At 72.2% G+C, this 20,579-nt stretch carries 17 protein-coding genes and 1 pseudogene; 8 read left to right on the top strand and 10 right to left on the bottom strand.

The window, feature by feature from the left end; all coding sequences use genetic code 11:
- Positions 1-56: 56 nt before the first annotated feature.
- Positions 57-845: an SDR family oxidoreductase gene (locus ACWD0J_RS00290; protein ID WP_451493443.1), complete on the top strand. Its 789-nt coding sequence runs from the start codon at positions 57-59 to the stop codon at positions 843-845.
- Between the two features lie 160 nt (positions 846-1,005).
- Positions 1,006-2,580, top strand: coding sequence for a sodium:solute symporter family protein (locus ACWD0J_RS00295; RefSeq protein WP_451493444.1), 1,575 nt, complete (start codon positions 1,006-1,008; stop codon positions 2,578-2,580).
- Between the two features lie 69 nt (positions 2,581-2,649).
- On the opposite strand, the gene ACWD0J_RS00300 is transcribed toward ACWD0J_RS00295, so the two are convergent.
- Entirely contained in the window at positions 2,650-3,765 is a 1,116-nt protein-coding gene (locus ACWD0J_RS00300; RefSeq protein ID WP_451493445.1) for an ADP-ribosylglycohydrolase family protein, read from the bottom strand.
- 164 nt (positions 3,766-3,929) lie between these two features.
- Here ACWD0J_RS00300 and ACWD0J_RS00305 point away from each other — a divergent pair.
- Positions 3,930-4,100: pseudogene (locus ACWD0J_RS00305) on the top strand (imine reductase family protein); the annotation flags it as partial.
- A 40-nt stretch (positions 4,101-4,140) separates the two neighbouring features.
- Here ACWD0J_RS00305 and ACWD0J_RS00310 read toward each other — a convergent pair.
- The gene (locus ACWD0J_RS00310) at positions 4,141-4,572 is read right to left on the bottom strand and encodes an ATP-binding protein (RefSeq protein ID WP_451493446.1); all 432 of its coding nucleotides are present in this window, start codon (positions 4,570-4,572) and stop codon (positions 4,141-4,143) included.
- 113 nt (positions 4,573-4,685) lie between these two features.
- Between ACWD0J_RS00310 and ACWD0J_RS00315 the strand changes: the two genes are divergently transcribed.
- Both ACWD0J_RS00315 and ACWD0J_RS00320 read left to right on the top strand, forming a co-directional pair.
- Positions 4,686-5,498 carry a helix-turn-helix domain-containing protein gene (locus ACWD0J_RS00315; protein WP_451493447.1) on the top strand — a complete coding sequence of 271 codons (813 nt, stop codon included), beginning with the start codon at positions 4,686-4,688 and terminating at the stop codon, positions 5,496-5,498.
- The gene (locus ACWD0J_RS00320; protein WP_451493448.1) at positions 5,495-5,680 is read left to right on the top strand and encodes a DUF397 domain-containing protein; all 186 of its coding nucleotides are present in this window, start codon (positions 5,495-5,497) and stop codon (positions 5,678-5,680) included. The genes ACWD0J_RS00315 and ACWD0J_RS00320 overlap by 4 nt, the downstream gene beginning before the upstream one ends.
- Positions 5,681-5,684: 4 nt before the next feature.
- Here the strand turns inward: ACWD0J_RS00320 and ACWD0J_RS00325 are convergent, their stop codons facing one another.
- The gene (locus tag ACWD0J_RS00325) at positions 5,685-8,153 is read right to left on the bottom strand and encodes a tetratricopeptide repeat protein (RefSeq protein ID WP_451493449.1); all 2,469 of its coding nucleotides are present in this window, start codon (positions 8,151-8,153) and stop codon (positions 5,685-5,687) included.
- Between the two features lie 202 nt (positions 8,154-8,355).
- On the opposite strand from ACWD0J_RS00325, the gene ACWD0J_RS00330 reads away from it, so the two are divergent.
- Positions 8,356-8,865 (top strand): DUF2165 domain-containing protein, encoded by a 510-nt coding sequence (locus tag ACWD0J_RS00330; protein ID WP_451493450.1) that lies wholly within the window; start codon positions 8,356-8,358, stop codon positions 8,863-8,865.
- Here ACWD0J_RS00330 and ACWD0J_RS00335 read toward each other — a convergent pair.
- The 3 genes from ACWD0J_RS00335 to ACWD0J_RS00345 form a co-directional block, all read right to left on the bottom strand.
- Positions 8,858-9,427, bottom strand: coding sequence for a hypothetical protein (locus tag ACWD0J_RS00335; RefSeq protein ID WP_451493451.1), 570 nt, complete (start codon positions 9,425-9,427; stop codon positions 8,858-8,860). The genes ACWD0J_RS00330 and ACWD0J_RS00335 overlap by 8 nt on opposite strands.
- A gap of 68 nt (positions 9,428-9,495) precedes the next feature.
- Complete coding sequence (locus ACWD0J_RS00340; protein WP_451493452.1) at positions 9,496-12,081, bottom strand: bifunctional FO biosynthesis protein CofGH; 2,586 nt, start codon at positions 12,079-12,081, stop codon at positions 9,496-9,498.
- A gap of 68 nt (positions 12,082-12,149) precedes the next feature.
- The gene (locus ACWD0J_RS00345) at positions 12,150-13,076 is read right to left on the bottom strand and encodes an LLM class F420-dependent oxidoreductase (RefSeq protein ID WP_451493453.1); all 927 of its coding nucleotides are present in this window, start codon (positions 13,074-13,076) and stop codon (positions 12,150-12,152) included.
- Between the two features lie 131 nt (positions 13,077-13,207).
- Here ACWD0J_RS00345 and ACWD0J_RS00350 point away from each other — a divergent pair, with 131 nt between their 5' ends.
- Positions 13,208-14,737, top strand: coding sequence for a CehA/McbA family metallohydrolase (locus tag ACWD0J_RS00350; protein WP_451493454.1), 1,530 nt, complete (start codon positions 13,208-13,210; stop codon positions 14,735-14,737).
- Between the two features lie 100 nt (positions 14,738-14,837).
- On the opposite strand, the gene ACWD0J_RS00355 is transcribed toward ACWD0J_RS00350, so the two are convergent.
- Positions 14,838-15,497, bottom strand: a complete 660-nt coding sequence (locus ACWD0J_RS00355) for a LysE family translocator (protein WP_451493455.1) — start codon at positions 15,495-15,497, stop codon at positions 14,838-14,840.
- 104 nt (positions 15,498-15,601) lie between these two features.
- Here ACWD0J_RS00355 and ACWD0J_RS00360 point away from each other — a divergent pair, with 104 nt between their 5' ends.
- Positions 15,602-15,997 (top strand): nitroreductase/quinone reductase family protein, encoded by a 396-nt coding sequence (locus ACWD0J_RS00360; protein ID WP_451493456.1) that lies wholly within the window; start codon positions 15,602-15,604, stop codon positions 15,995-15,997.
- Positions 15,998-16,087: 90 nt separating this feature from the next.
- Here ACWD0J_RS00360 and ACWD0J_RS00365 read toward each other — a convergent pair whose 3' ends face one another.
- From ACWD0J_RS00365 to ACWD0J_RS00375, 3 genes are read right to left on the bottom strand one after another with little or no spacing between them, the layout of a single operon-like run.
- A complete protein-coding gene (locus ACWD0J_RS00365; protein WP_451493457.1) occupies positions 16,088-17,575 on the bottom strand; it encodes an aldehyde dehydrogenase family protein in 1,488 nt (495 codons plus the stop codon).
- Positions 17,572-19,410, bottom strand: a complete 1,839-nt coding sequence (locus ACWD0J_RS00370; protein ID WP_451493458.1) for an N-acyl-D-amino-acid deacylase family protein — start codon at positions 19,408-19,410, stop codon at positions 17,572-17,574. Before ACWD0J_RS00370 ends, ACWD0J_RS00365 begins: the two co-directional genes overlap by 4 nt.
- Positions 19,397-20,515: an LLM class flavin-dependent oxidoreductase gene (locus ACWD0J_RS00375; RefSeq protein ID WP_451493631.1), complete on the bottom strand. Its 1,119-nt coding sequence runs from the start codon at positions 20,513-20,515 to the stop codon at positions 19,397-19,399. Before ACWD0J_RS00375 ends, ACWD0J_RS00370 begins: the two co-directional genes overlap by 14 nt.
- Positions 20,516-20,579 lie beyond the last annotated feature (64 nt).

Here is a 20,579-nt window from a genome sequence, read left to right on the forward strand (position 1 = left end):
GTCGCCCATACTCTGACGCCCCGTCAGACAATCCGCCAGAGCCGGGGAGGCCATCGATGTCACTGCTGTCGGGCAGGACCGTCGTCGTGTCGGGAGTCGGCGCCGGGCTCGGTCACCAGGTCGCGGCGGCCGTCGTACGGGACGGCGGGAACGCGGTGCTGGGCGCGCGGACGGAGGCGAACCTCGCCAAGAGCGCGGCCGGGATCGATCCGGGCGGGGCGCACACGGCGTACCGGGCCACGGACATCACCGACGAGGGGCGGTGCGAGGCGCTGGCGGAGCTGGCGCGGGAGCGGTTCGGGCGGATCGACGCGGTGGTCCATGTGGCGGCCTGGGACGGCCACTTCGGCGGGCTGGCGGACGCCGACTTCACCACCTGGCAGTCGGTGATCGACGTGAACCTGCTGGGGACGCTGCGGATGACCCGGGCCTGTCTGCCGGCACTGAAGGCGGGCGGCGGCGGTTCGGTGGTGTTCATCGGTACGCAGTCCTCGGTGGCGGCACCGTCCCAGGTGCGGCAGGCGGCGTACGCGGCTTCGAAGGGGGCTCTGACGAGCGCGATGTACTCGCTGGCGCGGGAGCTGGGCCCGTACCGGATCCGCGTCAACACGGTGCTGCCGGGCTGGATGTGGGGGCCGCCGGTCCAGGCGTACGTACAGTTCACCGCGCACACGGAGGGCGTGCCGGAGGCCGAGGTGCTGGAGCGGCTCACCGAGCGGATGGCGCTGCCCGAGCTGGCCTCGGACGCGGACGTGGCGGACGCGGCGGTCTTCCTCGCCTCGGACCGGGCGCGGGCGATCACCGGGCAGTCGTTGCTGGTCAACGCCGGGGAGTTGATGCGCTGACTGATCCTTTTCAGCCAACCTGCGGTTCATGTACATAAACGCAGGACACCCCTCAGAACTATTTTACGCTCTCTTGACCTTCCTCTTGCTTGCCGTGAGCATGCCCTCCAACCCAGAGTTCACATGCCTGACCCTGGCGGCGGACCCTGGAAGGGGGCCCATGAACAGTCTCGACTGGGCCGTGCTCATCGGATACTTCGGCGTGATGGTCGCGATCGGCGTGTGGTCGCACAAGCGTGTGGACAACGTCAGCGACTTCTTCACCGCGGGCGGCAAGATGCCGTGGTGGCTGTCCGGTATCTCCCACCACATGTCGGGCTACAGCGCGGTGATGTTCACCGGGTACGCGGGCATCGCCTACACCTACGGCGTGACCTCCTTCGTCACCTGGTCCTTCCCGATCGCGCTCGGCATCGCGATCGGCTCGAAGCTGTTCGCGCCGCGCATCAACCGGCTGCGGTCGAGGCTCCATGTGGCCTCGCCGCTCGAATACCTCAAGAACCGCTACGACCTGAAGACCCAGCAGGCGCTGGCCTGGTCCGGCATGCTGCTGAAGATCGTGGACGTCGGCGCCAAGTGGGCCGCCATCGCCACCCTGTTGTCGGTCTTCACCGGCATCTCCCTGAACCAGGGCATCCTCATCACCGGCACCATCACGGCGATCTACTGCACGATCGGCGGCCTGTGGGCGGACGCGCTGACCGAGCTGGGCCAGTTCATCATCCAACTCCTCGCCGGCGTCGCGATGTTCGTCGCCGTGGTGCTGGAACTGGGCGACAAGGGGATCGGGTTCATCGACGCGTGGGACCAGCCCGCGTTGCAGGGCCACGAGAAGCCGCTGGTCGCCGACTACGGCGCGGTGTTCCTGCTGGCCTTCCTGTTCATCAAGCTCTTCGAGTACAACGGCGGCATGCTCAACCAGGCCCAGCGGTACATGGCCACGTCCAGCCCCCGGGAGGCCGAGCGCTCGGCCCGGCTGTCGGCCGCGCTGTGGCTGGTGTGGCCGCTGGTGCTGTTCTACCCGATGTGGATGTCACCGCTGCTGGTGGAGTCGCAGAAGCCGGACGGCTCCGACTCGTACGGCCTGATGACCGAACAGCTCCTCCCGCACGGCCTGTTGGGCCTGGTCATCGTCGGGTTCTTCTCCCACACCATGGCCATGTGCTCCTCCGACGCCAACGCGATCGCCGCCGTCTTCACCCGGGACGTGGCACCGGTGATCTCGACCCGGGCCCGGAGCTGGAGCCAGCGCTCGGGGCTGATCGCGGCCCGCATCGCCACGGTCGTCTTCCTCGGCCTGTCCATGGCGGCGGCCACGCAGGTCAACTCCCCCGCCTTCAAGGACATCATCACGGTCGTGATCAAGTGGGTGGCCGGTCTGATGGGCCCGATGGCCATCCCGATGATGCTGGGCCTGCTGCGGCCGTTCCGCCGCTCCGGCCCCACGGCCGCGCTGACCAGCTGGTCCATGGGCCTGTTCGCCTTCTGGCTGGTCAACTACCCGATCAACTGGAACGTCGAGGGCGGCGTGCCGCTCCAGTACCAGGTCTCGATCCCGCTGGCCGTGTCGCTGACCCTCTACGTCCTCATCGGCTTCCTGAAGCCCGAGGACACCCCGGAGCGGCTCGCGATCATCGAGACGATCAACACGGACGGGGACGGTTCGGTGGCGGCGGCCGTCCCGGCACCGGCGGACCCGGTGGACGACGTGCTGCGGACCCCGGCCAAGGACTGACGGCGCGGGAGGACGAGGGCGCAGGGACGCGGAGGTCGCCGACTCGGAGGAAGCCTGCCCGCAGACGGTTCACGCCCGTGGATAGCGGGCGAGCCACCCGGGCGACGAGCCCGACGGACCGTGCAGCGCCGGGCCCTGGGTCATCTCCATCGCGAAGTCGTCGGCCAGTTCCAGCAGCGTGGGACGGCCCTCCAGCTCGGCCAGCCAGGCCGGGGGGAGGGCCGTCTCGCCGTACAAGGCGCCGAGCAGCCCGCCGGTGAGGGCGCCGGCGGCGGCCGAGGGCCCGTCGTGGTTCACGGCCAGCCGCAGCGCGTGCCGTACGTCCTCCCCCACCAGCGCGCAGTACACGGCGGCGGACACCGGTCCCTCCGCCGTACCCTGCGCGAGGAGCTCCTCGACGCGGGCGGCGGTGGGCCTCCCCTGCCGCACGGCCCCCAGCGCGTGCCGCAGCGCGTCCGCCACCGGCTCGTGTCCGGGCCGGACGGCGAGCAGCGCGAGCGCCCGCTGCACAGCCGAGTCCAGGCTCTCGCCGAGGGCCAGCGCGTGCACGACCAGGGCGTACGCGCCCGCCGAGAGGTAGGCGGTGGGGTGGCCGTGGGTCTGGGCGGCGCACTCCACGGCGAGCTGGACGACCAGCTGCGGCTCCCAGCCGACGAGCAGCCCGAAGGGCGCGGACCGGGCGGCGGCCTCCGGGCCGGCCTCGGCCGGGTTCTTCGGCGACTCCAGCGTGCCCAGGATCTCGTCGCCGAGCCCGAGCAGCAGCGAGCGGGTGGGGTCCCGGCGGGCGTACAGCCACTCCTCGCGGGCGAGCCACCCGTCCTCCTTGCGCCGTTCGTCGGGCCCCCAGTCGCGCTGGGTGGCCGCCCAGCGCAGGTACGCCCGGTGCACATCGGTCGGCGGATGCCAGGCGCCGGTGTCCCGGCGGACCTGGGCGCGTATCAGCCCGTCCACGGTGAACAGGGTGAGCTGCGTGAGGTGGGTGACCGCCCCGCGCCGCCCGTACCCGAACCCGAGGTCGACGAGCCCCTCGGCACCGTACGTCTCCCGGATCTCCGCCAGCCCGAGCCCGTCGACCGGCGCGCCCAGCGCGTCCCCGACGGCCGCGCCCAGCAGCGTGCCGCGCACCCGGCTCCGGAAGTCCTGCTGCTCGGCCCGCCCCCAGACGGCCCCGGCTGTCGCACCCACCAAGACCTCCCACGACGACCGTCCGTCCGTACGACAGTTCAGCACTGTAATCGAACGGGGACAGTCGGTTCAGGGGGCGAACCGGACGGCTGAGGTGACGGACGCGGTTCGGGATCCACTTGATCACCGAACGGACTGGCCTGCCTCTGCCCATCGGCATCTCGGCCATGGGCATGGCCAGCGTCGAACACGTTCTGCGCACGAACGCCGAGGCCGGCGTCGACACCACGCTTCCAGCCGCCGTGGTCGAACTGTTCCGGCGCGGGATGGACGCCGGACACGCGGCGGACAGCGTCTCCAGCCTGGTGGAGCTGATGAAGACGGCCGAGGCATAGGCGCAGCGCGACGCGGGGACTCAACGGTCCGGACATCGGGTCACTGACCCGCGCGGTCCGGCGCCAGTTCCGCCCACACCGTCTTCCCGCGCGCCGGTGCCTCGCAGACGCCCCAGCGGTCCGCGTACGCCGCCACCAGCCGCAGCCCCCGCCCCGACTCCGCACACTCGGGCACGGGGTCCGCGATACGCGGGAGTCGGTCGCCCCTGGCGTCGGTGACCTCGATACGGAGAGCGCCGGCCGTGTCCAGCCGCAGGGTCAGCCGGAAGTCCCTGCCCGGCACGCGGCCGTGCAGCACGGCGTTCGCCGCGAGTTCGGCCACGACGTGCTCAGCGGTCCCCGACGGCACGCCCCACTGGGCCAGTTGACGTTCCGTGAGCAGCCGGGCCAGACGGGCGCCCCTGCGGGTCGCGGACAGGAGCAGCGTGAAGTGACGTACGGGGAGCGCGGTGTGGGTGATTTCCTGGTTCACATCACTCAGCGTGGTCGCCACTGTCTACCCTGAACAGCATCGACGCCAGTACGGAGCGCGACTGTCCGGACACGTTCCGGCGCGGTCCGGCCCGTACGACAGGAGGGGTGAGGGTGGAGGACGAGGAGGCGGCGGCCGTGCTCAGGACGGTCGGCCGGCAGATCAAGATGTGGCGCGAGGCCGCCGGGATGCGACAGCCGGAACTCGGTGACGCGATCGGGTACGGCGGGGAGATGGTGTCGTCGGTGGAGCGCGGCCGGAGGATTCCCAAGCCGGACTTCCTCGACAAGGCCGACGACGTCCTCGGCGCGGGCGGGAAGCTCTCCGCGATGAAGGAGGACGTGGAGCGGGCCCGGTACCCGAAGAAGGTGAGGGATCTGGCCAAGTTGGAGGAGGAGGCGGTGGAGTTGGGGGCGTACGACAGCCACCACATTCACGGCCTGCTGCAAACACCGGAGTACGCCCGCGAGTTGTACACGATGCGGCGGCCCTCGTACACGGAGGAGGAGATCGACCGGCACGTCGCCGCACGCGTGGCACGAAAGGGGGTATTCGAGCGCGTACCTCGGCCGCTTCTCACCTTCGTGCAGGAAGAGGTGACTTTGCGGCGGCCCCTCGGAGGCAGAAGGGTGCTGCGACATCAGCTCGAACACCTGCTGGAGATGAGCAGGTTGCGCCATGTCGAGATCCAGGTGATGCCCACGGACCGTGAGGACCACGCGGGCATGGCCGGGTCGATCCGACTGCTGAAACTCCCTGACGGCAAGACCTTCGGACACACGGAAGCCCAGCTGCACAGCCGTCTCATCAGCGACCCCAGGGAGGTCCGGATCCTGGAGATGCGCTATGGAATGATCCGGGCGCAGGCTCTCACACCCCGCGAGTCGTTGGCTTTCATCGAGAAGGTAATGGGAGAAGAGACATGACCCACGAGCTGGAGTGGTTCAAGAGCAGCTACAGCAGCAACGACGGCCCTGACTGCGTCGAGGTCGCCATAGCCACCGCCGACGCCACCGTCCACGTACGCGACTCGAAGGACGCGGACGGTGTGCGGCTCGCGTTCAAGGACGTCTCGTGGGCCGGTTTCGTGGCGTTCGCGAGGCGCTGAGGCGTCAGTCGGTGGTCTCGTCCGGTGAGTGCTCCGGGTCGAGTTCCCGTGCTCGTTCGACATCGGCCGACGCCTTCGCAGGGGAACCGAGTGCCAGGTGCACCCTCGACCGTTGCCAGAGTGCCCAGACGTACTCCGGACTGAGGTCGAGAGCCCGGTCCAGATCGGCAAGCGCCTCCGCGAGCCGGCCCGTCCTGGCCAGGCAGTCGCCGCGACTCGCGTAGGCCGAGGCGTAGTCGCCGTCGAGGGCGATGGCCCGGTCGAAGTCGGCGAGGGCGTGTTCGTGGCGGCCTGCGCTGGTGAGCGCGTCGCCTCGCTCGCAGAACACCCAGGGCGTGTCGGGTCCCAGGGCGACGGCGCGGTCCAGATCGGCCAGGCGTCGCTCCTGGTCGCCGCGCCACCTCCACACCCGTGCCCGGCGCACCAACGCCCAGACGTAGCCGGGATCCAGTTCCAGGGCCCGGTCCAGGTCCGAGATCGCACCGTCGACGTCACGGAGCTGATGCCGGGCGGCTCCTCGGGAGGCCCAGGCCGTCTTCCTCGACGGATCGAGCTCGACCGCCCTGCCCAAGTCCCGCACGGCTGCTTCGTGGCTGCCCGTCAGGCGGTGGTAGTCACCCCGGAGCGCGAGGGTGCCGGCCTTGTCCGGTGCCAGCTCGTCGGCCCGGTCCAGATCGGCGACGGCACCGCGGTGGTCGCCTTGGTGCGCCCGCGTGATCGCCCTGCCCACGTACGCCGGTGCCGACTGCGGATCGAGTGCGACGGCCCGGTCGAAGTGGACCAGCGCGGTGGCGTGATCCCCGGCAGAGCCGCACCCCACTCCCCGGAGCCGGTGCGCCTGCGCCTGGCCCAGTGCGTCGAGGCGGCCCTTCGCCAGCAGCATCCCCAGTACTCCGAGGACGCCGTCGCTCTCCAACGCCCCCAGGACATCGTTCCCCCAGTCCCCGGCCTTCCCCGCATCCGCGTCCTCCCCCGCCTGCACCAGCGCCCGCGCCCACCGCCGCGCCACCACGTCACCCTCACCGCAGGCATCCACGAGTTCCCGCAACACCGTCGGGAGAGCGGCGCGGGGCCTCGCGCAGAGCAGGTGGTAGGACTGGGCGAGCCGGAGCTCACGCCACTCCTCGTCTCGCCACAACTCGTCCGAGGGCAGGTCCGCTTCGGCATCCGCGCGCCACCGGCCGAACACCTCGGCCAGGCGGGCGTGCCGGTCGGCCCACCCCCGGGGCGAGCGCAGCCGCTGCAGGCGGAGCATCGGCGCTCGCACCACGTCGTGATACTGCAGCCGCTCCCCGCGCTCGCTGAGGAACGGCCTGCTCCTCAGCCATGAGAAGAGGGCGTCGGCATCCTCGCCGGGACAGTCGGCGGCCGCCCGGAACACGTCCGCGTTCAGCCACCGCGGCAGCGCGCACGCCAGCGCGACGCCCCGGCGCACCGGGTCCCGCTCCCACTTCAGGAACCGCTCCACGGCGTCCGCGCTCGGGTCCCCTACCCCGTCCGGGCCGGCGGGCCGGGTCTCCGCGAGGGTCGACACCAGCACCGGCAGCCCACCCGTGAGCCGAAGCACCTCGGCGACGACCGACTCCTCGCGCACCCCTCTGTCGGCCAGCAGTCCGCGCGCCTCCGCCTCCGTGAAGGGCCCCAGCGGGAAGTCCGTCATGAAGTCGGCGAACCCGCCCCAGCGAGCGGTGTCGAACGGCTGCTGTCCGGCCGTCACCACCACGACATCGGCGGGCAGGACGCCGTACCGGTCGGTCGTCATGATCTCGCTCAGCCAGCCGTCGAGGAACGGCCCGGTCCGCTCGTACGTGTCGAAGAACAGCACGATCCACGGCGCCACGGACGCGGCCTCCGACAGCTCGCCCAGCAGTGCCGGGGTGAGGACGCTCTCGGGGGACAGCACGATCTGCACGTCATCCTGGCTGCGGAAGCGTGCGCTGAGGCCGGCGCGCAGCCGGTCGGCGCCCTGGGCGAGCCGGTCGGCGTCGACGGCGCCGGCGAAGGGGCCGGCGCCCGGTATCAGCCCGAGTCCGGCAAGGCCGAGCCGGACCGCCGTCGTCGTCACCGCCGACGGGCCCTCGGGCTCGGGGTCCAGCGCGGACAGCACCGCCTCGGCTTCGTGCCGCCGTTCCCGGTGTGCGGCCAGCAGCCGGTCGAGTTCCTTGAACCGGTGCCCCTGGGAGGCGAGTTGGCGGCTGATCGCGTCCATCGCCTCCGGCACGCTGCCCGCGTTCTCGTCGACGTACGCCGTGATGGCGCCGCATGCGCGGGCGATGTGTTCCCACTCCCGGACCAGGAAGGTCTTCCCGACCCCGGCATTTCCGTGCACGTGAAACAGGAACCGGTGCCGCTCGTCGTCCGGCGCCATGTCGAAGTTCCGCCGGAACGCGGCTCGCTCGTCGCTCCGTCCCACGAACCCGGCGCGCCGGCGCAGCCGGATCAGCTCCTGCATCGACGGCCGCGTCGGCCTCATCCGCACCACTCCCGTAACCGGTCCGGCAGAAGTCTGGCAGAGGCTCCGGCACCGGGGCAGCCGCGGCGGCCCGCCTCGACCGGCAGCGCGTCAACTGCGTTCGCAGCGCCGTTTGTTCGGCGGGACGGGCCGGGGATTTCGGTCGGCCGCATTCTGGCTCAATGCGTAGGAGACATCGCGTCCTGCGGGGAAGATGGCCGCCATGGCCACTACACACACACGCGGCGCACTTCAGCTCGCCGCCACTCTCCTCACCGGGACCGTCGCCCTCTACATGGTGCTCGTCGCCTTCGGCAACATCACCGACTTCGGGACCAATCAGCAGTTCGTGCGGCACGTGCTCGCGATGGATACGACGTTCAAGGACGACGACCTCATGTGGAGAGCGATCACCAGCGAAGGGCTTCAGGACGCGGCGTACGTCGCCATCATCGCCTGGGAGACCGTCGCCGCCCTCGTGCTCGTCTACGGGACCTGGCTGTGGGCCCGGCGCGACCTCGGCGGTGCCCGTCGGTTCTCCACGTACGGCCTGCTCATGGTGATGCTGCTGTTCGGTGCCGGGTTCATCGCGATCGGCGGCGAGTGGTTCGCGATGTGGCAGTCCGGGGACTGGAACGGGCTGGACGCGGCGACCCGGGCGTTCGTGTTCAGCGGGATCGTGCTGCTGGTGGTCAACCTGCCGTCCTCGGCCACGGAGCGGTCCGCTAGCTGACCACCACGACCGTGGTGCCCGTCTCGCCGAACGTCCACAGCGCCGACCCGTCCGCCTTGCCCATCCGGATGCCACTGGTCCGGACGCCCGAGGCGGGCGGGGGCGACGAGCCGTCCGCCGCGTTCGAGAAGGCGATCGACAGGCCGGACTTGGCGGCGAAGTACATGATGTGCTCGATCTGTACGCCGTCGGAGCCGGTGGTGGCCTCGGCGCGCTGGGAGATCGTGTAGCTGCCGGGGTCCGGGCTCACCGTGCCCGGCCACACCGCGAACGTCCGGCGGGCGATGTCGCTCGCGTCGACCAGCCACACCCGCTTCTGCTTCAGCGAGTAGACGACGCGCCGCCCGGTGCCGGAGTCGTCCGGCACCGCGGCGGGCGCCGCGGACTTCGACGCGGAGGGCCGCGGGCTCGCCGACGCCGACGCGTCCGGCCGGGTGGCCGCGGCGGTGGGGTGCGGACCCTTGTCCGCCTGCACGGCCAGGACGACGACCGCGACGACCGCGCCCACCGTCAGACCGGTCACCCAGACCCACGAGGGAAGCCGTCGGGCAGGCACGGGCACGCATCTCCTCAGTTACGGGTCCCCTCCCACGAGGGGTCCGATCATCGTACTGGCCCGGGCTGCGCCCCTCAGTCCAGCACCGGCAGCAGCTGCGGCAGATGCCCGTCCGAGACGGCCGCCGCCCGCTGCCGCTCCTCCGGGACCTCCCCGTACAGCGTGGTGCGCGGCCTCGCCGGCCGGCCCGTCGCCTCCGCCACCGCGATCAGGTCCTTGACCGACTTGTACGAGCCGTAGGACGACCCCGCCATCCGCGAGATGGTCTCCTCCATCAGCGTGCCGCCGAGGTCGTTCGCGCCGGAGCGGAGCATCTCGGCGGCGCCCTCGGTGCCCAGTTTCACCCAGCTGGTCTGGATGTTGGGGATCCACGGGTGCAGCAGCAGCCTCGCCATCGCCGTGACCGCCCGGTTGTCGCGCATGGTCGGGCCGGGGCGGGCGATCCCCGCCAGGTACACCGGCGCGTTGGTGTGGATGAAGGGGAGGGTGACGAACTCCGTGAAGCCGCCCGTGCGTTGCTGGATGCCGGCGAGGGTGCGCAGGTGGCCGAGCCAGTGGCGGGGCTGGTCGACATGGCCGTACATCATCGTCGACGACGAGCGGATGCCCAGCTCGTGCGCCGTCGAGATCACCTCGATCCAGGTCGCCGCCGGCAGCTTGCCCTTGGTCAGGATCCAGCGGACCTCGTCGTCGAGGATCTCGGCCGCCGTGCCGGGGACGGAGTCGAGGCCCGCCTCCTTCGCGGCCGTCAGCCACTCGCGGATCGAAAGGCCCGTCCTGGTCGCCCCGTTGACGACCTCCATCGGCGAGAAGGCGTGCACGTGCATGCCGGGGACGCGGGCCTTCACCGCCTTGGCGATGTCGAAGTACGCCGTGCCGGGCAGGTCAGGGTGGATGCCGCCCTGCATGCAGACCTCCACCGCGCCCACCTCCCACGCCTGTTGGGCGCGGTCGGCGACCTGGTCCAGGGAGAGCGTGTACGCGTCGGCGTCCGTACGGCGCTGCGCGAAGGCGCAGAAACGGCAGCCCGTGTAGCAGACGTTGGTGAAGTTGATGTTCCGCGTGACGATGTACGTGACGTCGTCGCCGACCGCCGACCTGCGCACGTCGTCCGCGATGCGGGTGAGGGCGTCCAGTGCCGGACCGTCCGCGTGCAGCAGGGCGAGCGCCTCGGCGTCGGTCAGCTTCGTCGGGTCGTCGGCCGCCGTCGCCAGCGCCTGCCGTACGTCCGTGTCGATGCGCTCCGGTGCCATGCCGGGGACGGCCGCCTCGCGCAGGGCGCCCCAGTCGCCGTACACCTCGTCGAAGTCGTCGCGGCGGTCGGACGTGCGGCCCTCGGTGTCGATGGTGCGGTGCAGGTCCGTACGGCCGGTCGCCTCGAAGGCCTCCTCCGGCTCCTGCCACGGGTGGCCCTGGACCACCGCGTCGGGCAGGGCGAGCCCCGTCTCCGGGTCGGCGAGCGCGCGGACGTGCGGGCGCAGCCGCGGGTCCAGCCAGGGCTCGCCGCGCTGGACGAACTCCGGGTACACGCACAGCCGTTCCCGGAGTTCGAACCCGGCCGCGGCGGAGCGTGCGGCCAGCTCCTCGATCTGCGGCCAGGGGCGTTCGGGGTTGACGTGGTCGATGGTGAGCGGCGAGACCCCGCCCCAGTCGTCGATGCCGGCGCCGATGAGCCGCTCGTACTCGCTGTCGACGAGGTTCGGCGGCGCCTGGAGGCAGGCGGACGGGCCCATCAGGTGGCGGGCGACGGCCACCGTGGCGACCAGCTCGTCGAGTTCCGCGTCCGGCATGCCGCGCATCGCGGTGTCCGGCTTGGCGCGGAAGTTCTGGATGATCAGTTCCTGGACGGAGTGGTAGGCCCGGGAGACCTTCCGCAGCGCGAAGAGCGACTCGGCGCGTTCCTCGTACGTCTCGCCGATCCCGATGAGGATGCCGGACGTGAACGGCACGGACGAGCGGCCGGCGTCCTCCAGCACGCGCAGCCGGACGGCCGGTTCCTTGTCCGGGGAGCCGTGGTGCGGGCCGCCGGGCTCGGACCACAGGCGGGTCGCGGTGGTCTCCAGCATCATGCCCATGCTGGGCGCCACCGGCTTCAGGCGCTGGAAGTCGGTCCAGGTCAGCACGCCGGGGTTGAGGTGGGGCAGCAGGCCCGTCTCCTCCAGGATGCGGATGGAGACGGCGCGGACGTAGGCGATGGTGTCGTCGTAGCCGTGCGCGTCCAGCCATTCGCGGGCTTCCGGCCAGCGCTCCTCGGGCTTGTCGCCGAGGGTGATCAGGGCTTCCTTGCAGCCGAGGGCGGCGCCGCGGCGGGCCACGTCCAGGACCTCGTCGGGGGACATGAACATGCCGTGGCCCTCGCGGCGCAGCTTGCCGGGGACCGTGACGAAGGTGCAGTAGTGGCACTTGTCGCGGCACAGCCGGGTGAGGGGGATGAAGACGCTCTTCGAGTACGTGATCACGCCGGGGCGGCCCGCCGCCTCAAGGCCCGCGTCCCGCACCCGGGCGGCCGACGCGGCGAGGTCGTCGAGGGCCTCGCCGCGGGCCTGGAGCAGCACCGCCGCCTCGGAGACGTCCAGGGTGACGCCGTCCCGGGCGCGTTTGAGGGCGCGACGCATGGAGTTCTCGGTGGGGCCGGTTCCGGAGGTCGCGGAAGTCGTCATCCTTCGAGCATACGAGCGAGGTGATCAGGGCGGACGAGCACCGCCCGATTCGTCCCCGGCCGCAGGTGTCACACGGTGTCACGCCCGCCGGAGACCTGCCCGGAGACAGGACCCGAGACCTGTCCGGAGACCTGTCCGGAGACGTGTCCGGAGACCTGGGACGCGCAGTCGTCCAGCGCCTTGAGGATCTCCGTCTCGCCGACCGGGGGCAGCTGCACCACGACCTCCTCGACGCCGAGGTCCGCGTAGTGCGCGAGCTTGCCCGGGGTCGGCTGGACGGCGTACGGGACGATCTGGAGGGCGGCCGGGTCGCGCCCGGCGTCGGCCCAGGCCGCGCGCAGGACGGGCAGTGACTCCGACAGGCCCCGGCCGCCGATCGGCAGCCACCCGTCGGCGTACTCGCAGATGTGCGCGAACAGCTTCGGACCGGCGGCCCCGCCGACGAGCGTGCGCGGACCGACGACCGGGCCGCGCGGCTTCTGGACGGGCTTGGGGTACGCGAGGCTCGCCCGCACGCTGCCGAACGCGCCGTCGTACGGGGTCGGCGCCTCGCTCCACAGGGCCCGCATCAACGCCATCCGGTCCCGCACGAGTTCGCGCCGGGTGCGCCACCGGACACCGTGGTCGTCGGCCTCCTCCACGTTCCAGCCGAAGCCGAGACCGAGGGTGAACCGTCCGGCGCAGAGGTGGTCGAGCGTGGCGATCTGCTTGGCGAGGCCGATCGGGTCGTGCTGGGCGACGAGCGTGATGCCGGTGCCGAGCCCGAGCCGCTCGGTGACGGCGGCGGCCTGGCCGAGCGCGACGAAGGGGTCGAGCGTACGGCCGTACTCGGGCGGCAGGTCGCGGCCGGCCGGGTACGGGGTGGTCCGCTCGACCGGGATGTGCGTGTGCTCGGGCAGGTACAGCCCGGCGAAGCCGCGGAGCTCCAGCTCGCGGGCGAGCCGGGCCGGGGCGATCGTCTCGTCGGTGAGGAAGACCGTCACGGAGATGCGCATGGGTCATCTGTACCGGGCCGGACCCCACCTGTCCATACCGACCGGTCGGCATTATGGGAGGCTCCTGGCCGGTTCGCGCCAATTCCGCTGTCTTTCCACGGCAGTTCACACACGTCCGGCACGGTGGGCGCATGTGTGACGACAACGAGGTCCACCACGGCGTCGCGAGACGCGCGCTGTTCGTGACGGGAACCGCCGCCGCGCTTACCTTGGGAGGCGTGAGCTTCGCTTCCGCGGCCGGGGCGGCCGACGGACGTCAGGAGACGAGGACGCTGCGCTCCACGCTGCCTCCCGGCTCCCCCGACTTCGTGTACGTGCCCGTCGAGATCCCGTCCGGTGTACGGGAGATCAGGGTCGCGTACACCTACGACCGGCCGCCCGTCCCGGCCGGCACCCCGGGCAACGCCCTGGACATCGGCCTCTTCGACGAGCGCGGCACCGGCCTGGGCGGCCGGGGCTTCCGCGGCTGGTCGGGCGGGGCCCGGTCGGAGTTCTTCGTGCGCGCGGACGACGCGACGCCCGGCTACCTCCCGGGCCCGGTGCGCGCGGGCACCTGGCACATCGCGCTCGGCCCGTACACGGTGGCCCCGCAGGGACTGTCGTACGAGATCACGGTCACGCTGACCTACGGCGAGCCGGGCGAGACTGTGCCGCCCGTCTATCCGCCGTCCCGGGCCAGGGGGCGGGGCCGGGCCTGGTACCGCGGGGACTGCCATCTGCACTCCTGGTACTCCGACGGGCGCCGCACCCCCGCCGAGATCGCGGCGCTGGCGCGGGCGGCGGGCCTGGACTTCATCAACTCCTCGGAGCACAACACGCACGCGGCGCACGCCCACTGGGCCACCGAGGCGGGCGAGGACCTGCTGATCCTGCTGGGCGAGGAGGTCACGACGCGCACCGGCCACGTGGTGGCCCTCGGCACGGACCCCGGGACCTTCGTCGACTGGCGCTACCGGGCCCGCGACCACCGCTTCGGCCGCTTCGCCCGGCAGATCCGCCGCGCGGGCGGCCTGGTCGTCCCGGCCCACCCGCACGCCACCTGCGTCGGCTGCGCCTGGAAGTTCGGGTTCGGCGAGGCGGACGCGGTGGAGGTGTGGAACGGGCCGTACACCCCGGACGACGAGGTCGCGCTCGCGGACTGGGACGGCATGCTGGTGGCGTCCGTGCGGGACGGCGGCCGGGACTGGATCCCGGCGATGGGCAGCAGCGACGCCCACCGCGCCCCGGACGCGGTCGGCCTGCCCCAGACGGTGGTGCTGGCCGACGACCTCACCCGCGAGGCGGTCCAGGACGGCATCCGGGCGGGCCGCTCGTACGTCGCCGAGTCGCAGCACGTGTCCCTGGCCTTCACGGCGAGCGGCGGGCGAGGCGAACAGGCGGGCATCGGCGGGCGGTTGGCGGTCGGCCACGACACGCCGGTGACGGTACGCCTGGAGGTGACGGGCGCCCCGCGCTGCGTCGTCCGCCTCGTGACCGACCAGGGCGTGCTGTTCACGAGCGCGCCGCTGCCGGTGGCCGGCTCCGGGGTCGTGGAATGGCGCACGACCCCCTCGTACGCGGCGTACGTCCGCGCCGAGGTACGGCACGAGACGGCGGCGGGGCCGGTGCCGGGAGCCCTGGCGGCGTTCACGAACCCGGTCTTCCTGGGGCGGGCCGGGTGACGACCGGGTGCGGGTGCGGTGCGGGTGACCGCCGGGTGCGGGTGCGGTGCGGGTGACCGCCGGACCGTGCGCGCGGTGCGGGTGACAGGGCCGGTCCGCGTCACTCGGTGGCGGCGACACCGACGCCGATGCCGATGAACAGCCAGCCCGTCGCCTGCTCCCAACGGCGGCGGACCAGCGGACGGTTGAGCACGGACCGCAGCCGTGCGGCGACGCCGACGAGCAGCAGCCAGTAGACGACGCCGATCGCGATGTCGAGGACGCCGAGGAACAGGATCTGCTCGGCGGGTGAGCCGTCGTGATGGAGGAACTGGGGCAGGACGCTGAGGAAGAACAGCGCCGCCTTGGGGTTGAGGACGTTCGTCAGGAAGCCCTCGGCGAAGCTCGCGCGGCGGCTGACTCCGGCGGCACCCGCGGCCTCGTGCTCCGCCGGGCCCGCGCCCGGCTCACCGCCCTCCCGGGTCCGGCCGCCGGCACCGCGCCGCGCCTGGAGCAGGGCCCGTACCCCCAGGTACACCAGGTAGCCGGCGCCCGCGAGTTTGATGACGGTGAACACCAGGGCCGATCCGGCGGCGATCACCGACAGGCCGAGGACCGCGGCGCCCATGTGCACGCACAGCCCCGCCTGGGCTCCCAGGGCGGCCGCCCTGCCCAGCGCGGGCCGACGGGCGGCCGCGCGCACGATCACCAGGAAGTCCGGGCCGGGGACCGCGTAGGCCAGCAGCACCACACCGAGGAACCCCACCAGATCGACTGACATCGGCCCGCTCCGTCCTGCGCGCCCGCTCCTGGGCCCACGTCCGGCCTACCGTGTTCCACTGCGAGAGCACGTCATGCGCCCGCCCACGACAGGAGCCCGTCCCCATGTCCCGCCCAGCCGAGCTGAAGTACCGGGCGGTCGCCGCCTTCCAGCGCCGCGTCGGCAACCCCGTCCTTGGCCGCCTGCCGCTCCAGACCGTCCTGGAGACCACCGGCCGCACCTCCGGCCTGCCCCGCCGCACCCCGGTGGGCGGCCGGCGGACCGGGGACTCCTTCTGGCTGGTCTCCGAGTTCGGCGAGCGCTCCCAGTACGTCCGCAACATCAAGGCGGACCCGCGGGTGCGGGTGCGCATCCGGGGACGGTGGTACGCGGGGACGGCCCACCTGATGCCCGACGACGACCCCGCCGCCCGGCTGCGCACGCTGCCCCGCCTCAACAGCGCGGGCGTACGGCTGCTGGGGGCGGGGTTGCTGACGGTGCGGGTGGATCTGGACCGGTGACCGCCGTCTCCCGTCAGCCCTGTCCGGGCCGACGGCGGCCCTGCGCACCGCGGACCGCGCTCGGCCGGCGGCCGGGAACCGCCCGGCTCCTCACCCCGGCCACACGATCGCCTGCACCTCGCTGTACGCGTGCAGGGCGTACGAGCCCACGTCCCGGCCCACCCCGCTCTTCTTGAACCCGCCGAACGGGGCCTCCATGTTGCGGCCGACGGTGTTGACGCCCACCCCGCCGGCCCGGAGGCGGCGGGCGACGCGGAAGGCGCGGGCCACGTCCGCCGACCAGACGTAGTCGATGAGGCCGTAGTCGGTGTCGTTGGCCAGTTCCACTCCCTCCTCCTCTTCCTCGAAGGGGATGACGACGACCACCGGGCCGAAGATCTCCTCCCGGGCCACCCGCATGTCGTTGGCGCAGTCGGCGAGGAGGGTGGGGGCCACGTAGAAGCCCCGGTCGGACACCGACGGCCGGTCGCCGCCCGTCACCACCACGGCCCCTTCCTTGCGGCCCAGTTCGACGTACGCCTCCACCCGGTCGCGGTGCGCGGCCGAGATCACCGGGCCGACGACCGTGTCCGGCTCCCTCGGGTCGCCCAGCTTCAGCCGGCGGGCGTACGCGGCGAGTTGTCCGACCAGCCGGTCATACACCCCCCGCTGCGCCAGCACCCGGGTGGGGGCCGTGCAGATCTGCCCGCTGTAGAAGGAGAACGTGGTGCCGATGCCGGCCACCGCCGAGCCGACGTCCGCGTCGTCGAAGACGAGCGCCGCGCCCTTCCCGCCCAGCTCCATCAGCTGCCGCTTCATCCCGCGCCCGCACACCTCGGCGATGCGCCGCCCGACCGCCGTGGAGCCGGTGAAGCTCACCATGTCGACGTCCGGCGACTCCACGGCCGCCTCGCCGACCTCCACCGACCGGCCGGAGACGACGTTCACCACCCCGGGCGGCACGCCCGCCGCCTCCAGCGCCTGCGCCATCCGGTAGACCGACAGCGGGTCCTGCGGGGCGGGCTTGACGACCACCGTGTTGCCCATCGCCAGCGCCGGGGCGACCTTCCCGGCCGGGTTCGCCCACGGGTTGTTGTACGACGTGACGCAGGTGACGACCCCGACGGGCTGGCGTACGGCCAGCGCCCCCAGCACGGCCGCCCGCCCCTCCCCCACCGCCTTGAAGGCGTGGGAGGCACCCCCGTGCCCCGCCTCGTTGATCTGCGGCGGGATCGCCCACTCGGCGGGCTCCACGCGCGCGTAGCGCCGGAACCGGGCGGCGGCCACCCCGACCTGCATCCGCCGGGCCGTCGCCGTGGTCGCCCCGGTCTCCGCCCGGGCCAGCTCCGCGTACGGCTCCAGACGCCCGCCGATGATCCCCGCGGCCCGGGCGAGCACCGCCGCCCGCTCCTCCGGCGGCGTCCGCGACCACGGACCGAAGGCCTCGCGGGCCGCGGCACAGGCCGCGCGCACCTGATCCCGCGAGGCCTCCGGCGCCAGGCCGACGGTCTCCTCGGTCGCCGGGTCGACCACCGCGTAGTGGCCGCCTTCCGGCTCCACCCAGGAACCGCCGACGAACAACCGCTGCCCCTCGCTCACCTGGTCGTCACCGTCCGGGTGTCCCGCCCCGACCGCAGCACCTTCCCCGGCACCGCCCCGCTCACCACGTCGTCCCGGATCGCCTCGACACCGTTGACCCACACGGCCCGGATCCCGAGGGCCTTGGCGTCCAGCCGCGGGCTGTCACCCGGCAGGTCGTGCACCAGGGTGGCCGTGTCGGCGGCGATCCGTTCCGGGTCGAAGAGGACGAGGTCTCCATGGAAACCCTCCCGGATCCGGCCCCGCTCCCTGAGACCGAAGAGCCGCGCCGGATCGTCCGTCAGCATCTTCACCGCCTGCTCCAGGCCCACCAGTCTCCGCCCGCGCAGGCAGTCCCCGAGGAAGCGGGTCGTGTACGGGGCTCCGCACATCCGGTCCAGGTGCGCGCCGGCGTCGGAACCGCCGAGCAGGACATCCTCGTGCTGCCAGGTCTCGGCGCGCAGCGCCCAGGACGCCGGGTCGTTGTCGGTCGGCATGGGCCACAGGACCGTCCGCAGCTCGTCGGCGGCGCAGATCTCGACCAGGCAGTGGAACGGGTCCTGGCCTCGCTCCGCCGCGATGTCCCGCACGACCCGGCCGCTCAGCCCCCGGTTCGCCTCGCTGTAGGTGTCGCCGATGACGTACCGGCCGAAGTGCGTCAGCCGCCGGAAGACGCCCGCCTCCCTGGACCCGGCGCGGCGGAGCATCCCGGCCCGCACGGACGGGTCGCGGAGCCTGGCGATCCGCTCGGGGACCGGCAGGCCCAGGATCGGCCCCCATCCGGGGATGAGGTTCAGGGCGCAGAACGTGCCCAGCGACATGTTCATCGGGGTGAGGATCGGCATGGTGAGCGCGACGACCCGGCCGCCCGCCTTGCGGGCCTGCTCGCTCGCCAACAGCTGCCGGGGCACCCGCTCGGGGACGGAGGCGTCGATGGTGAGGACGTTCCAGTTCAGGGGCCGTCCGGCGGTCGCGCTCAGCTCCGCGAGCAGGTCGATCTCCGCGTCGCTGAACTGGTCGAGACAGCCCGCGACGATCGCCTCGATCTGGGTGCCCTCGTGTTGGCCGACCGCCTTCGACAGCGCCAGCAGTTCGGCGGGCCGCGCGTGCCGGGAGGCGACCGGCTCGCCGTCGCCGTCGGAGTGGGTGGACGACTGGGTGGTGGAGAAGCCCCAGGCGCCGGCGTCCATGGCCTCGTGCAGCAGCCGGACGATGTCCGCGAGCTGCTCCTCGCCCGGCTGCCCGCCGATCGCGTCCGGGCCCATGACGTACCGCCGCAGCGCGCAGTGCCCCACCATGAAGCCCGCGTTGACGGCGATCCGCCCCTCCAGCGCGTCGAGGTACTCCCCGAACGAGTGCCAGCTCCAGGGCGTCCCCTCCTCCAGCGCGACCAGGGACATGCCCTCCACCTTGGACATCATGCGGCGGGTGTAGTCGGCGTCGCCGGGGCGGGCCGGGTTCAGGGGCGCGAGGGTGAATCCGCAGTTGCCGGCGGCGACGGTGGTCACACCGTGGTTGAGCGAGGGCGTGGCGTACGGGTCCCAGAACAGCTGGGCGTCGTAGTGGGTGTGCGGGTCGACGAACCCGGGGGCGAGGACCAGGCCGGTGGCGTCCTCGGTGGTGCGGGCCGGTTCGGTGACCTTCCCGACGACGGCGATACGCCCGTCCCGTACGCCGACGTCGGCGGTGTACGCGGGCGCGCCGGTCCCGTCGACGACGGACGCGCCTCGGATGACGTGATCGAGCATGGGCTCACCTCCTGGAGCTGCGGTGCGCTGGCCTGCCTGGGGACGCGGGGAACTGCGCGACCCGCCACAACGGACCCGCACCCCGCGACGAGGATCAAGTGGCGGCACGGAACCGGGACGTCCGGTGCACGGGATCCGTGTCGATCTTCGGGATCACGTGCTCCCCGATCAGCCGGATCGTCTGCAGCGTCTCCGCCTTCGGCACCCCCACCGGCAGCCCGAAGCTCAGCTGGTCCGCCCCCGCCTGCTCCCACCGCTTGCACTGCGTGAGCACCTCGTCCGGGTCCCCGCAGATCAGCAGCTCCTCCTCGATGAGGACCTCGACGAACTCCGCCGTGTACGGGGGCAGCGTCTGCGGCCACACCGGGAACCCCTCGGGCCGCGGGAACGTGTCGTGGTACCGGAACACCAGCGAGGGCAGATAGTGCAGCCCGCCCCGCACCGCGATGTCGACCGCCTCGGCGTGCGTCGGCGCGCAGATCGCCGTGGTCGTCACCATCACGTTGTCGTTGACGAAGGCGCCGACCGGCTCGGCGTCCACGACCGCCGTCTTGTACTGCTCCAGCACCCACTCCATGTCGGAGACCTTCTGCACGCTGAAGCCGAGCACCCCGAGCCCCTTGCGGGCGGCCATGGCGTACGAGGGCGGCGACCCGGCGGCGTACCACATCGCGGGGTGGGACTTCCCGTACGGCTTGGGGAGGACCTTCCTCGGTGGGAGCTGCCAGTGCTTGCCCTGGAAGCCCTCGTACTCGTCCTGGAGCCACATCTTGGGGAACTCGGCGATGGTCTCCTCCCAGATCTCCTTGGTGTGGTTCATGTCGGTGATGCCGGGGAGGAAGCCGAGGATCTCGTGGGAGCCCGCTCCCCGCCCGCTGCCGAACTCGAAGCGGTTGCCGGTGAGGTGGTCGAGCATGGCGACCTTCTCGGCGACCTTGACGGGGTGGTTGACCTGGGCGAGCGGGTTGAAGATGCCGGAGCCGAGGTGGATCCGCTCGGTCGCGTGCGCGAGATAGCCGAGGAAGACGTCGTTGGCGGAGAGGTGCGAGTACTCCTCCAGGAAGTGGTGCTCGGACGCCCACGCGTACTTGAAGCCGGACCGGTCCGCCTGGATGACGTATTCGGTCTCCTCCATCAGCGCCTTGTGCTCGGCCAGCGGGTCGGTCTCGGCGCGCTTGCCCACATACCCCTGTACGAAGAGCCCGAATTCCACGGAGTTCACCGTCCCCACGGTCGGTCCTGACGGTCCGTCAGTTCTATGGATGCGACTGTTCCAC

The sequence above is a fragment of the Streptomyces sp. NPDC003011 genome (assembly GCF_053591515.1).